We start from the raw sequence: 13,994 nt of genomic DNA, 5'->3' as shown, positions 1-13,994 counted from the left end.
GTGGCGGCGTCATTCCTCCAGGGCCGCGAGGGCGTCGCGAAGTGCCGCTCGGGAAGTGATCCCGAGCTTGGGAAAGATCTGGTAGAGGTGCGCGCCGATGGTCCGGTGCGACAGGTACAGGCGCTCGGCGATCTGCTTGTTGCTCAAGCCGGACGCCGCGAGATCCGCGATTTCCCGTTCCTGGGGCGTGAGCACGTCTCCGCTCGCGGTGGTTCTCGGTGCGCCCCATCCGGTGGCCCGCAGTTCCTTCGCGGCACGATCCGCCCAGGGGCCGGCGCCGAGCAGCGTGAAGGCGTCGTGGGCCAGGCGCAGCGGCTCCCGGGAGTCGGCGTTCGCCCGCGCGCGGCGCAGTCGCTCCCCGTACGCCAGGTGGACGCGGGCCAGGTCGAAAGGCCACCGGTCGACGCCCGGGATCTCCAGCGCCTCCTCGAACAAGCGCACCGCCTCGTCGTCGTCGATGGCGCACAACGCCGCCGAACCGGCGGCGAGCAGGCTGAGCCGCGGGGACAGCGCGGCGATGCCGGCTTCCTGCATGGCGCGTACGTGAGCGGCGGCGGCGCTCGGCCGGTCGGTCCGCACCGCGGCTTCGACGACGTCCAAGGCCACCCACAACGCATGCGGCACGTGGGAGGCGAACGTGCCGGCCGGGCTGATCGCCGTCGCGTTCTGGTAAGCGTTTTCGAAGTCACCGCGGCCGGATTCGGCGACGGTGCGGACGTGCCGGGCGTAGTGCAGTGCCGCCCCCACTCCCCGGGGCGTGGCCCAGCGGATGATCTGGTCGGTCAGCCGGTCGACCGCTTCGTCGTCGCCGCGGGCCGCGGAGACGACGGCTCGGCAGTACCAGAAGTACCAGGTGAAGAAGTGGTACCCGGAGTCCTGGCACAACTGGGTTCCCTCGTCGGCCAGGTCCAGGCATTCGTCCCACCGGCCGGTGAGGTAGTCGTCCAGGCACAGGTGCATCAGCGCGCCGACGTGCCGGCGCGGCGGACCACCGTCTCGCCCTTGGAAGACGACTCGCCACGACGGCTCGCGGACATCGGCCAGGCGATCGAGGTAGAGCGAGCCGGTGCCGGCGCGGACGATCCGGCCGGGGTCGGTTTCCTTCTGCAGGTCACTGAGAACGGAGTCCAGCTGAGCCAGCGCCCCCGCACCGGAACGGACCGGGTCGGAGAAGGTCTTGGCGGCCACGGACAGCAGGGCGGGCGGCTCCGGTCGCAGGCGTCGCAGCGTCGCGTACAGAGGCACCCACAGCTCCGCGCGGCCGCTGAAGAAACAGAGGAGCACCAGCAGGTGGAGCGCCTCGATGAGGGCGCCGTCCTTGGCGTCGTAGCGGTGCACACCGGCTTCGATGGCACCGGTCAGCAGCCGGTGGGCGGTGTCGATGTCCCCGTCGCCGTTGATGATCAAGAAGACCGCGGCGGCCGCGAAGTGGAGGGAGCCGATCAGCTCCGGGTCGGCCAGGCGGGCATCTTCGAGCAGTTCCGAGGCGTTGCGGAGTTGCCCGGTCGCATCGGCGCCGATGTAGGCGGCCTCGGCGAGGCGGCGAGCGCGGTTCGAGCTGTGCGGGCTCAGATCGGCCGCCCTGACCAGCGCCGCGACCGCTCCGACGGCGTCTCCGCGGGCCGCGATGCTTCTGGCCGCCTGTTCCAGCAGGCCGGCCACCTGCTCGTCCGGCTCGACGGAAGCCTCGCCGAGGTGCCAGGCCCGCCGCTCGGGCTGGCTCACCAGCACGTGGGCCAACGCTCGATGGGCCGCCCGGCGCTCGGCGCTCGTGCAGGCATCCACCACCGCCGACCGGATCAAGGGGTGCCGGAACACGAGCCGGCGCGTGCCTTCGTCGAAAGCCACCAGCCGGTCCTGCTCGGCCGAAGCGAGGTCTTCGAGGTCGGACTCGTAGCCGGCCTGGCGTGCCGACGCCTGCAGGACCGCGAGATTGCCGGTTCCCTCCAGCGTCGCGAGCAGCAGCAGCCGCCGCGCGGCGAGGGAGAGGGCGGACACCCGGGACAGGAACAGCGCCTGGAGCCGCTGGCTGAGCGGGAGGATCGCGGGAAGGCTCTCCAGCGCCACGCGCTGCTCCCCGCTCAGCACCGTGGGCAGCTCGAGCAGAGCCAGCGGGTTCCCTTCGGCCACCGACAGCAGGCGCTGACGCACGCGAGCCGCCAGGGTCGGGAACCGGGTGTTGAGCAGGAGCTGCGAGGATTCTCCGTCCAACGGCGGCACCTCGTACTCGGGCAGGCCGCCGTGGTTGAAGAAGGTCTCGCTTCCCGAGCGCATGGCGCCGAGGAAGGTGACGCGGGTGCCGTTGAGCCGGCGGGCGACGAAGCCCAGCACGGCGGCGCTGGCCCGATCGAGCCACGGCAGGTCGTCGACGATCAGGAGCAGCGGGCCGGCTTTGGCCACGTGACGCAGGAGCATGAGACTCGCGTTCGACACGACGAGCCGTTCCGGCGGTGCTCCGCTCCCGAAGCCCAGGGCGACTTGCAGCGCATCGGCGTGCGGCGGGTCGAGCTCGCCGAACGCCTCGTAGAGGGGGAAAAGCACCTGGTTCAGCCCGGAATAGCTGACGTCGGCCTCGAACTCGACGCCGGCGGCCCGCAGGACCCGCGAGCCACTCGCGACCGCGGCTTCGGCCACGGCATCGAGCAGAACGGTCTTGCCCACCCCCGCCGCGCCCGACAACAGCAGCGCCCCACCGCGATCCGTGGCGGCGAGGAACCCGCGGATCCTCTCGAGCGCCACGCCGCGTCCCACCAGGGAATCGACACCACCGTGTTCGAAAAGTCCGTTGTCGCCCACCGGATCACGCTCCCCCGCCCACGCGGGCCGTCCGGAATTCCCGGCCTGGTGCGCGACCTCGCGGGCCGGACTGTCCACAAGCGATTCGCCGGTGCTCACTTCTGGCTGTCAACGTAGGCGATCCTTCACTCCGGCCGCGCGGAGTGCCGACGTCAGCCGTTGTGCAGACGTGGCGCTGAAGCAGTGGTTCCGCGTTCGGGTGCTCAGTAATTTTGGACGATGCTCCAGAGCATCGCGTGAAACTTGGCGTGGTCACGGGTGGGGATCGAGGACAGGCGACGCGTGATCGCCGTGTCGCGAGCGATGGCGACCTGGTCTTTCACCTCGACGCCTTTCGAGGTTGCCCTCGGAATGCGCACCCGCCGATCCCGAGCGGAGAGTTCGCGGACGACGAGCCCGTCGCGCTCCATCCGGTCGAGGATCGACACCAGCGTGGTCTTGTCGACACCGAGCTCCGTCGCGATCTCCAGCTGCGTCCGCTCCGGACCGGTGCTGATCAGTTCGAGAACGAGCCAGTCGCGCAGATCGGCCAGCCCCGCATCCCGCGAGACCTCGTTGAACGCGTCGCCGAGCGCTGCCGCCGCGCGGTGGGCCAGCCAGGTCAGGTCACCGATCGCCGAGGCGGCGTCGGGTGGCGGCAACGGGTCGCGGCGCTCGCTCTTCGGAGACACCGCGCGAACGTATCATCCGCATCCGGATCATCCAAGCGTGGATCAGATGCGATCAGATGATCCGATGTCATATGGTCCACTCGGCAGACATCATGGCGGTTGCCTCCTTGGCCGGGAGCGCCGGGATCCGGTCGTGCGGAACCACTCGCGCGTTCAGCGTCGCAGCCTAGAAGGAGGTCGAAGTAAAAACATGACTCAAGATCCGGAAGACTTTGCCGATTCTCCAGAGCCGCCGGCTTACGGCGAGCACGATGCGCTCTCGGACGTGTTGCAGGCGATTCACCTGCAGGGTGGCGATGTGCGACGCCGGTCGAGCCCGCGTGAGCGCCACCCGGCCGGGGCCAGGGTGCTGCACATCGTCGAGGAGGGCGGGATCAGCGTCGAGGTCGCGGGCGAAAACGCGGCGGAACTGGGCACCGGGGACCTGGTGCTGCTCGCGCGGGGTGACGCCCACGTCGTCCGAGCGTCGCCGGACGCGAGCTGGGTGACCGGGGAGTTCCTCGTCGAGACGGTCGTCGCCGCGCCGCTGCTCGATGTTCTGCCCGCGGCGATCGTGATCCGCGGCGACGAGCGATCGGCGGGGTGGCTGCTGCCCATCCGGGAGTTGCTCGTGTCCGAGGTGATTCGCTCGGCACCCGGCGCCCGCGTGATGGTGTCGCGAGCGCTCGATCTGCTCTTCATCTGGTCGCTGCGGACCTGGGCCGCGTCCGGCGATGTGCGCCACGCCGGCTGGCTGACGGCGGCGTTGGACCCGGTGCTCGCACCGGTCCTCACGGCAATCCACCGAAACCCCGGCCGTGACTGGCCCGTCGACGAGCTGGCGCGGCTCACGTCGCTGTCGCGTTCGGCGTTCGCGACGCGGTTCGCCGAGTCGGTCGGGGAAACGCCCGGTTCGTACGTGTTGCGGTGCCGGCTGGGCCAAGCGGCGCACCTGCTGCGCGGCACGGCCGACCCGGTCGGCCGGATCGCGGCCCGCGTGGGCTACACCTCCGAAGCCGCCTTCAGCCGCGCCTTTTCCCGTGCCTACGGCAGTTCGCCACGGGCGTGGCGCGGCGGGGCCGGTTCTGATTCCGCCGAACGAACGCCGGAATAAATCGGCCGGTACCGGACGACACCGGACGACACCGCCGAATTGGCCGGCGGTGTCGTCCGGTTCACGTCACCGGGTGCCCGCGACGGCCCGTTCGATGAGGTTGACGACGATCCCCGGGTTGGTCACTTGTGCCGCGTGGGGAGTGTTGGCCTCGACGATGTGGGAGTGGGCGCGAGTGGCCATGAAGCGCTCGGCGGCCGGGGGGATCAAGTGGTCGGCGGTGGAGACGAGGGTCCACGAGGGGATCGTCTTCCAGCCCGGCTCGCCGGCGAGGTTCTCGCCCAGGGCCGTCGAGGCGACGGGGTTCTGCGTGGCGGCGAGTTCCGCGGCGGTGGCCGCGGAGACGCGGTTGCTGAAGAACAGGTCCCGGTACTGGGCCGCCTTGGCGTACAGCTCGATCTCGGGATCGCCGGCGGGGTTGGGGTAGGGAACGGGGACGGGGCTGAGCGCGGTGGGAGGGACCGCGGTGGGATCGGTGCTGATGTGGCTGCCCGGGAATTGCCCGGTCAGGGTCGTGACGTTTTCATTCGTGTCCGGCTCGAAGGCCGAGATGTAGACCAGCGCCTTGACGTTGGGGTTGCCCGTGGCGGCACTGGTGATGACGGCTCCACCGTAGGACTGCCCGACCAGGACGACCGGGCCCTGGATGGTCTTGAGGTAGGAGGCCAGCAAGGCGGAATCGCCGGAGAGGCTGCGCAGGGCCGTCGGCGGGGCGACGACCGGGTAGCCGGCCGCCTGCAGGGACCTGGTCACATCGCCCCAGCTCTGGGAGTTCGACCAGGCTCCGTCGACGAGGACGATCGTCGGCTTCGGAGCCGCGGTCGCAGGGTGCGAAAGCGCGGCAGGCGCGGTCTGCGGGGATGGTGCGGCCGACGCCAGCGTGGTTACGCCGGCGGCGAGGGCGATCCCGGTCACGCCGAGGACGGCGGAGCGGAAAACACGACGTTTACGCACGGTTTCTCCTTGTTCGAAAAGGTTGTCACTGCGGTCCGCGGACAGGTCTGTCCGCGGGGGTTCGTGGTGGGTCACACGCGGGCGGGGGCGTGCTCCTCGGCCCAGTTCAGCGCGTAGTCGGCGACTTCCTGCCAGCCGTCCTGGCCGATGATGAAGTGCGAGCGCCCGGGGAATTCCTGGTACTCGGTGACGGCCGCGGACTTGCGCGACAGACGCCAGTTGGCCTTGTTGACCTTGGGCGGAACGAGGTGGTCGGCCTCCCCGGCGATGAACAGCAGCGGGGCCTGGCGCTTGCGGAAATCGACCCGGGTCACGGCGCGGGGGTTGAAGTTGGCGAACGCCCCCTGGAAGAGCACACGGGCCGAGCCGGGCACGGCGTACCGCTCGTAGCGGGCGGCGGACTGGCTCTCGGTGAGCGTGTTGGTGACGGCGTAGTGGAACTGCTCGGGCGTCAGCGAAACCGCTTTGTTCTTGTTGGCCGGGTTTCCCAGGACCGGCCAGGTCGACTTCAGCGTCGACAGCGGCAGCGGAAGGACGCCCTTGACGGCTGCCGAGTCGATGGCGACGCCGACGCGGCCCAGCCCGCGGTCGAGCAGCAGCTGCACGATGGTGCCGCCGAACGAGTGGCCCATGATGATCGGCGGCCGGGCCAGCGAGCGGATGACGCTCTGGTAGTGGTCGACCACCTCGCGAAGGCCGACGCCCGCGATGCCCGCGGGATCACGCCGGAGCTCCTCCACCTCGCGGTCGAGCCCCGGCCAGGCCGGGGTGAACACCCGGTATCCCCGAGCCTCGTAATGGTGTTTCCACCCCTCCCAGCTGCGCGGGTTCACCCAGAGGCCGTGAACGAGCACGATCGTGTCGGCCTCGTGGGCAGAGAAATCAGTCATGCGAATCTTTCCTTTGAGCAGGACTTGAACAGGACTTGAACCGGACACCGTCCTCACCGGAGCAGGCCCGGCCGGCGCTCCTCGAAAGCCGCCTCGATGCGGGCCCAGCACGCGCCCGCGGCGGTTCTCAGGATCCGGTGCCGCTCCGCTCGTCCGCTTCTGTCGGATGGCCACCGGGAATCGACGCCGGCACGCCGCCTCGGACAGTCGTTCAACAGCTGTCGGTGTCGCGCCGGCCGGTCGGGCTTCGAGGCGCGCGGCCGTTCCAGCTCTCCCGGGTGCCCTTCCGCATCCCCCGGCCGCGGTCAAGACGAGCCGCGGGCCTGTGCACAGTCACTTGGCTTAAACCGGGCAGGGCACCACGTCCGCCCACCGCGAAGGCGGCGACAGTCGGATGACAGTGCCCGCGACGGTCCCGAATCCGTTACCTTGCGGCGGAACACCCGCGCCCCCGCGTCGAGAGCGAGGATTCATGTCGAACGAGCCGGTCGTTCTGCTGCACGGCTTCTACCACGGAGCGTGGGCCTGGACGGACGTGATCGCCGAGCTGGCCGGGCGGGGCCGCACCGCGGTCGCCGTCGACATGGCGGCGCACGGCCTGCACGCGGCGTCTCCGGCGTCGGCCGCCCGGCGTCCGTTCGACCCCGTCGCCTACGCCACGGAGCCGTCGCCGGTCTCGGGGGTCGGGCTGGACGCCGCCGCCGACCTTCTGGTGACGCAGCTGGACAGCGTCGGCAAGGGAAAGCCGGTCTGCGTGGTCGCGCACAGCATGGGGGGTGCGGTGCTGACCCGGGCAGCCGAACGGCAGCCCGGGCTCGTCGCGCACATGGTGTACCTGGCCGCGTACATGCCGGCCTCGAACACGCCGTGCCTCGGCTACCCGGCGCTGCCCGAGGGCCGGGACAACCGGTTCATGCAGTTGCCGGTCGGCGACCCGGCGGCCATCGGCGCGCTGCGGATCGACCACCGCAGCCCGGATCCCGAGGCCCAGTCGGCCATCCGGGAAGCCTTCTACGGCGACGTCGAACCTTCACGAGCGGCGGCCGCGACCGCTCTGCTCAGCTGCGACGCGCCGCTGGCCATGGTCGCCGAGAGCACCACGTTGACCGAACAGGGCTGGGGATCGATTCCCCGCACGTACGTGGTGTGCACAAAGGACCGCACCATTCCGGCGGGGCTGCAGCGGCTCTTCATCACTCAGGCGGACACGGCGTTCCCCACGAACCCCACGACGGTCGTCGAGCTGCCCACGGCACATTCGGCGTTCCTGTCGGCACCGGCCCGCGTCGCGGACGTCATCGCGGACCGCGCACCGGCGACCTGGTGACCACGCCGACGAACGAGTCGCGCTGTTCCCGGCGGCTCCTGCGGCCGACGAGAGCGAGGAAACCGATCGTGAGGACGCCCGCTGCCGCGCAGATCGTCCAGGCGAGAACGTAGGCCCCTTCGCCGGCGATTCTCGTGCCGGGCAAGGTGATGCTGGACAGGACGAAGGTGAACACCGCCCCGCCCAGGCTGCCGCCGATGGCTCGCGTCGTGTTGTACATCCCCGTGGCCACCGCGATCTCGTCGGCGGGGCTGTGCTCGGCGATCATCGCCGGGAGCGCGGCGAACGCCAGCGACGTGCCCAGCGTCGAGAGCGGAGTCAGCACCACGAACAGCACAGTGGACTCGTGCTGCACGATGAAGACGATCTGCACGACCACGTCGACGACGATGCCCGCGACCGCGGTGCGGGTGCCCCCGATGGCGCGGCTCAACCGGGACATCAGCAACGCGCCCGCTCCCCCGGCCAAACCGGCGACCACCAGTACCTGGGCGAGGACGATGGGCGGGAGTTTCAGCCCGTATCCGACCTTCGCGGGATCCGCGGAGAGGAACGTCAAGCCGACCGTCTGCGAGCCGATCAGCGCGAGGCCGAGGGTGATCGCCGCGAGGTACCAGCGGAGAAGCTGCGGCCGCACGAGCGCGCGCACGTCGACGAGCGGATGATCGCTCCTCAGCTCGATCACCACCCACAGGGCCAGCACCGCAAGGGATCCGGCGAGCAGCCCGACGGTCATCGCGAGCGGACGGCCACTCGCTCCGCCGAGAACCCACAGCAGTGAGCCCAGTCCGACGCTGATGGCCAGCGCACCGGCCCAGTCCACGTTGCCGCGGGCCCGGACGGCGCTCTCCGGCACGAAGAAGAACACGATCACGAGGCCGAGAACGGCGAGCAGAACCGGAACGGTGAGCGTGGCGCGCACGTCGTTCGTGGTCGCCTGCACGATCCCGCCCACTTCGAACCCGGCGGTGCCGCCGATCATGGCCGCGGCGGCGAGGAAGCCGATGGCGCTGCGCGCCCTGGTGCTGTCCAACCGGCTGCGCACGATCCCGAGCTGCAGCGGCAGCAGGGCGGCGACCGGGCCGAGGAACACCTGCCCCAGCAGCATCACCGGGAACGAGGGACCGTAGGCGAACAGTGCCGCCCCGATCAGGGCCGAGGCCAAGGACAACCTCATCAGCCGGCGATGTCCGTAGAGATCACCGAGGCGGCTCACGATCGGCACCGAGATCGACGCGGCGAGCAGCTGGATCGACGCGATCCAGTTGAGGTCCGCCGCCACGATGCCGAACTGCTTGCCGATCTGCGGGATCAGTGACGGGGTCATGCCCTGGATGAGGCCGCTCACCATCTCGACGACCACCAGCATTCCCACCGCGCGCCGGACTGAGCCGCGGTGCGGGGAAGCGGTCGTCGACGGCGACGCTGCCGTCGTCATTTCGTTCACGGGAGCTCCGATCGTGGTCCGCGTGGAGGGAGAGCGCCGCGGCTGCTGCGTCGTCCTGCGAACGGGACCCACGCGTGCCGCGGCGTCCACAGAAGGTAGGTCGAGGGAGCCGGTTCGCTGATCGTTCTTCGGAAACGCTCGCCGAGGTGGCCGCCGGACCGCGTTCACGACCGCGCGGCGGCCGCTGCGAACGGCCGGTGATCGTTCGGCCCCGTTGACACCCGGCCTTGGTCGTTTGCGAAGCGAGCTCGGCCCTCGATGAGCGCTTCGGCGGAATCGGCCGATGGCCACGCACTCCGGATCTACGCTCGTCCGCACGCTCGACGACGTCGAGGAGCAGCCTCGGCCGACGCCCTCGGGCACCCGGACACCGACGTCAGACCCGAAGGAGCAGCCGGCCCATGACCGCCACCGCACCGCCGACGCCGCTGGTGATCACCGAACACGACATCCGGATACCCATGCGCGATGGCGTACTGCTCCGCGCCGACCTGTGGCGCCCGGCGGAACCCGATCGCCATCCGGTGCTGATTTCCCGGACGCCCTACAGCCCCTCGATGGTGACGGCGGCACTGAACCCGCACCGGCTGGCCGCGGCGGGTTTCGCGGTGCTCGTCCAGCATTGCCGCGGCCGCTTCGGCTCCGGTGGCACGTGGTCCTACGTCCATTCCGACGTCGAAGACGGTTACGACACCGTGGAATGGGCCGCCGGCCGCCCGTGGTCCGACGGGCGGGTCGGCATGTTCGGCCAGTCCTACGGCGGGTCGACCCAATGGCTGGCCGCCCAGACGCGCCCGCCGCACCTCGAAGTGATCGCCCCTGAAGCCTGCGCCGCGGACTACTGGGAAGGCACCTTCGACGCGGGCGGCACCTTCCGGCTCGCGTTGCGAGTCGGCTGGACGGCGCACGTCATCTCCGAAATGGCCGAGGAATGGGGAATCGACGACGCGCGGCCGGCGCATCTGCGCAGCGTCACCCTCGGCCTGCACAGTGCCGTCGCCACCGGCGATCCCGAACAGCGGCGGCAGGCCCGCGCGGCGGCCGCCACCGCGCTGGACGAGATCTTCCGCACCCGGCCGTTCCGCGACAACCCGCTGTGGCACGGCCGGGCCGGGTGGCTCGAGGAAGCGTTCGACCACGAATCCCGCGACGACTCCACGTGGCTCCGGCACAATCCCACCACGCACTACAGCGGGATCGACCTGCCCGCGCTCCACATCGGCAGCTGGTACGACATCCACCTCGGCGCGACGCTCCGCCACTACACCGGCATGCGCCGGCAGGCGCCCACCGCCGCCGCGCGTGCTGCGCAGCGGCTGATCATCGGTCCCTGGGACCACTGGCACCCGACGGTGCACCTCGTCGGTGAGGTCGATTTCGGTCCCGAAGCCGCCATCGACATCACCGCTGTCCGCGCCCGGTGGTTCCGCCGGCACTTCGACGGCGCACCCGACGACACGGCGCCGGTCCGACTGTTCGTGATGGGGCGCAACGAGTGGCGGGACGAAGCCGAATGGCCCCTGGCCCGAACCGAGTTCACCCCGTTCTACCTCCACGACGGCGCCGTGCTCGACCCGCGGCGCCCCACCGCGGACACCGGCGCGGACGCCTTCACCTACGACCCGCGCGATCCCGTCCCCACCATCGGAGGACGCCTGCTCGGCAGTGGCGGCGAAGTCGCGGGCCCGGCCGACCAACGGCCCAACCTCGCCCGCGGCGACGTGCTGACCTACCTGTCGGCCGAGCTCACGGAGGAACTCGAGCTCACCGGCCCGGTCACCATGGACCTGTGGGCCTCCACCGACGCCCCGGACACCGATTTCACCGCGGTCCTCCTCGACGTGCACCCCGACGGTCGCGCCCTCAACCTCTGCGAGGGTGCGGTCCGGGCGAGGCACCAGCTCCCGGCGACGCCGCTGGAACCCGGCGCGGTCTACCACTTCACCCTCGACCTCGCCGCGACGAGCATCGTGCTCGCGCCGGGCCACCGCGTCGGCGTCTACGTCTCTTCCAGCAGCTACCCCGAATGGGAACCCAACCCCAACACGGGAAACCCGCTCGGAACCGACACGAACGAAGACCTGCGCACGGCCCGCCAGACGGTCCACCGGACGGCGGCCTGTCCGAGCCGCGTCGTGCTGCCGATCATCCCCCGCTAGCGAACCGCACAGGAGGTGTGCAGGATGGCGTCCAGGCGAACGGTCAGGATCGGCTCGGGTGCCGGCTTCGCCGACGACCGGATCGAGCCGGCGGTCGAGCTCGCCGAGCGGGGTGAACTCGACTACCTGGTCTTCGAATGCCTCGCGGAGCGCACGATCGCCCTGGCCCAGCTGGAGCGGTCACGCGACCCGCTGGCCGGTTACCACGAATGGCCCCCCGACCGGATGCGGGCGGTGCTGGCGACCTGTGCGGCCATCGGCACCAAGATCATCACGAACATGGGTGCGGCCAATCCGCTCGAGGCCGCTCGCGTCGTGGTCGAGATCGCGCGGCACGAGGGCCTCGCGGGCCTGCGGGTCGGCGCGGTGACCGGTGACGACGTCCTTTCCCTCGTCACCGCCGAGGACCTTCCGCTGCTGGACCGGCCCGGGTCGGTCTCCTCCCTGGGAAATGTGGTCTCCGCCAACGCCTACCTGGGCTGCGAGGGCATCGTCCGCGCGCTCGCCGAAGGCGCCGACGTGGTCGTCACCGGCCGTACGGCGGATCCGTCCCTGTACCTCGCGCCGCTGGTCCACGAGTTCGGCTGGGCCCTGGACGACTGGGACCGGATCGGCAAGGGGCTCTGCCTCGGCCACCTGCTCGAGTGCGCGGCTCAGGTCACGGGCGGCTATTTCGCCGACCCCGGATTCAAGGACGTCCTGGCCCTCGCGCGGCTGGGCTTCCCCCTCGCGGTCGCCGAGGCCGACGGCACCTTCGTCGTCACCAAGGTCGCCGGCTCGGGTGGCCTCGTCGACGTGCGCACCTGCACCGAGCAGCTCCTGTACGAGGTGCACGATCCGGCCGCCTACGTCTGTCCCGACGCCGTCGCGGATTTCTCCGGTGTCCGCCTGTGTGAGCTGGGCACGGACCGGGTCCAGGTCACCGGCGCCACGGGTCGTGCGCGCCCGGACCGGTTGAAGGTCTCGGTCGGCTACTTCGACGGTTTCCTCGGTGAAGGCCAAATCTCCTACGCCGGACCGAACGCGGTCGCCCGCGGCCGGCTGGCTCTCGACATCGTCCGGGAGCGGCTCACGACCGCCGGTCTTTCCGGCGCGGACCTGCGGTACGAGTTGATCGGGGTCGACGCCGTGCTGCGCGGGCCGCGGGTGGACGTCGCCGATCCGCGCGAGGTGCGCGTTCGCGTCGCCGGCCGGACCAGCTCACTCGACGCGGCCCAGTACCTCGGCCGCGAGGTGAGCGCCTTGTGGCTCAACGGCCCGGCCGGCGGAGGCGGCGCGACCCGGCGAGCCGAACCGGTCGTGGCGATCGCGTCGGCACTCTTGCCCAGGCACGCCGTCCGTACCGAAGTGTCCATTGTGGAGGCATGAATGCTGTTGCACCTGCTGGCCCACGCTCGCGCCGGCGACAAGGGGACGACCTCGGACATCACACTCGTCGCCTACCGGCCGCACCATTACGCGCATCTGCGCCGGTACGTGACCGGTGAGCGCGTCCGCGAGCACTTCGCGGACCTCGCCCTCGGCGAGGTGGAGCGATACGAGGTGCCGCAGCTCTTCGCACTGAAGTTCGTTCTGCGCGACGCGCTGACCGGGGTCACCCGCGCACCCGATCTCGACGCGCACGGCAAGAGCCTGTCCTCGTCGTTGCTGGAGATGGTCGTCCCGGAACCGGTCACCCTCGATCCGGCCCGCTTCGCCATGAACTGGTGATTTCCTCGAAGATCCCGCGGTTGCCGACGGCGGCGCAGTTCTGCCTCGTCATGGCCCCAGGTCTCCTCGGGTTGACTGTGCTCAGAAGGGTTGTGTGCCGAACTCGCGCATGTCGGCGGCATACGGCGCGACGCTCAGGACGCCGCCGTCGACGGCGTGCACGCTGCCGCTGATGAATCCGGCGTCGTCGGAAGCGACGAAGGCGACGAACTTGGCGATGTCGTCGAAGTGCCCGAGCCGGGGGGTGGTGTGGTGGCGGGTCATCATCCTGAGCCAGTGAGTACCGCTCAGCGCTTCCAGTCCCTGCTCGCTCAACGTGATTCCCGGCATGACCGCCACGCACCGGATGTTCTGCTTGCCGTAGCGGGCGGCGACCGAGCGAGTGAGGGAGTTGAGCCCCGCTTTCGAGGCTCCGTAGGCGAATCGCGTCGGTTCACCGATCACGCCGGATCCTGAGGAGGTGTTGACGATGACCCCGCCCCCGGCCTCGATCATGACGGGGATCACGTATTTGCAGCCCAGCATGGGTCCCCGCAGGTTGACCGCCAGCGACCGGTCCCACAGGTCCGCGTCCATTGTGGTCAGATCGTCGTCCTGCTGCGACGCGAAGGTCGCCGCCGCGTTGTTGTGCAGGATGTCGAGGCGGCCGAACCGGTCGACCGCTTCGGCGATCATCGCCTGCACCGCTTTCTCGTCGGCGACGTCGGTTTCGATGCCGACCGCACGACCGCCGCCGCGGACGATTTCGGCCGCGCGGGTTTCGGCGGCCTCGCCGTTGATGTCGGCGAGCACGACGGCCGCCCCGCGCCGGGCGAACTCCGCGGCGCAGGCCGCGCCGATCCCGCCGCCGGCCCCGGTGATGAGCGCGACTTTGTCCTGCATGGAAAACCTTCCGGTTCGTAGGAGTCGGTCAGCTGAAGAAGATGCCGCAACCGCCGACCGGCCTG

The 13,994-nt window shown here is 70.4% G+C and carries 11 protein-coding genes; 5 read left to right on the top strand and 6 right to left on the bottom strand.

Annotated elements, in window-relative coordinates:
* Positions 1-9: 9 nt before the first annotated feature.
* Together ACFY1H_RS31805 and ACFY1H_RS31800 are read right to left on the bottom strand one after the other, a co-directional pair.
* Entirely contained in the window at positions 10-2,895 is a 2,886-nt protein-coding gene (locus tag ACFY1H_RS31805) for an AAA family ATPase (RefSeq protein WP_386952505.1), read from the bottom strand.
* A gap of 104 nt (positions 2,896-2,999) precedes the next feature.
* Positions 3,000-3,467, bottom strand: a complete 468-nt coding sequence (locus tag ACFY1H_RS31800) for a MarR family winged helix-turn-helix transcriptional regulator (protein WP_386952502.1) — start codon at positions 3,465-3,467, stop codon at positions 3,000-3,002.
* Positions 3,468-3,600: 133 nt separating this feature from the next.
* Between ACFY1H_RS31800 and ACFY1H_RS31795 the strand changes: the two genes are divergently transcribed.
* Positions 3,601-4,560 (top strand): cupin domain-containing protein, encoded by a 960-nt coding sequence (locus tag ACFY1H_RS31795; protein ID WP_386952499.1) that lies wholly within the window; start codon positions 3,601-3,603, stop codon positions 4,558-4,560.
* A 66-nt stretch (positions 4,561-4,626) separates the two neighbouring features.
* Here the strand turns inward: ACFY1H_RS31795 and ACFY1H_RS31790 are convergent, their stop codons facing one another.
* Together ACFY1H_RS31790 and ACFY1H_RS31785 are read right to left on the bottom strand one after the other, a co-directional pair.
* Complete coding sequence (locus tag ACFY1H_RS31790; RefSeq protein ID WP_386952496.1) at positions 4,627-5,514, bottom strand: alpha/beta hydrolase; 888 nt, start codon at positions 5,512-5,514, stop codon at positions 4,627-4,629.
* Positions 5,515-5,585: 71 nt separating this feature from the next.
* A complete protein-coding gene (locus tag ACFY1H_RS31785) occupies positions 5,586-6,404 on the bottom strand; it encodes an alpha/beta hydrolase (RefSeq protein WP_386952493.1) in 819 nt (272 codons plus the stop codon).
* A 472-nt stretch (positions 6,405-6,876) separates the two neighbouring features.
* Between ACFY1H_RS31785 and ACFY1H_RS31780 the strand changes: the two genes are divergently transcribed.
* Positions 6,877-7,731, top strand: coding sequence for an alpha/beta fold hydrolase (locus ACFY1H_RS31780; protein ID WP_386952490.1), 855 nt, complete (start codon positions 6,877-6,879; stop codon positions 7,729-7,731).
* On the opposite strand, the gene ACFY1H_RS31775 is transcribed toward ACFY1H_RS31780, so the two are convergent.
* On the bottom strand, positions 7,700-9,169 hold the full coding sequence (locus ACFY1H_RS31775; RefSeq protein WP_386952487.1) for an MFS transporter: 1,470 nt from the start codon (positions 9,167-9,169) through the stop codon (positions 7,700-7,702). The two genes, ACFY1H_RS31780 and ACFY1H_RS31775, sit on opposite strands and share 32 nt — an antisense overlap.
* 410 nt (positions 9,170-9,579) lie before the next feature.
* Between ACFY1H_RS31775 and ACFY1H_RS31770 the strand changes: the two genes are divergently transcribed.
* Genes ACFY1H_RS31770 through ACFY1H_RS31760 form a run of 3 tightly spaced genes read left to right on the top strand, consistent with a single transcriptional unit; the run spans position 9,580 to position 13,047 of the window.
* Complete coding sequence (locus tag ACFY1H_RS31770; RefSeq protein WP_386952484.1) at positions 9,580-11,337, top strand: CocE/NonD family hydrolase; 1,758 nt, start codon at positions 9,580-9,582, stop codon at positions 11,335-11,337.
* A gap of 24 nt (positions 11,338-11,361) precedes the next feature.
* Positions 11,362-12,705 (top strand): acyclic terpene utilization AtuA family protein, encoded by a 1,344-nt coding sequence (locus ACFY1H_RS31765; protein WP_386952481.1) that lies wholly within the window; start codon positions 11,362-11,364, stop codon positions 12,703-12,705.
* Positions 12,706-13,047 (top strand): hypothetical protein, encoded by a 342-nt coding sequence (locus ACFY1H_RS31760; RefSeq protein ID WP_386952479.1) that lies wholly within the window; start codon positions 12,706-12,708, stop codon positions 13,045-13,047.
* 81 nt (positions 13,048-13,128) lie between these two features.
* Here ACFY1H_RS31760 and ACFY1H_RS31755 read toward each other — a convergent pair whose 3' ends face one another.
* Positions 13,129-13,929 (bottom strand): SDR family NAD(P)-dependent oxidoreductase, encoded by an 801-nt coding sequence (locus ACFY1H_RS31755; RefSeq protein ID WP_386952476.1) that lies wholly within the window; start codon positions 13,927-13,929, stop codon positions 13,129-13,131.
* Positions 13,930-13,994: the final 65 nt, after the last annotated feature.

Source organism: Amycolatopsis sp. NPDC001319 (genome assembly GCF_042896185.1).
Taxonomy (GTDB): domain Bacteria; phylum Actinomycetota; class Actinomycetes; order Mycobacteriales; family Pseudonocardiaceae; genus Amycolatopsis.
Note: the sequence above shows the minus strand (reverse complement) of the source record. Positions and strands in the feature narration are given on the sequence as shown.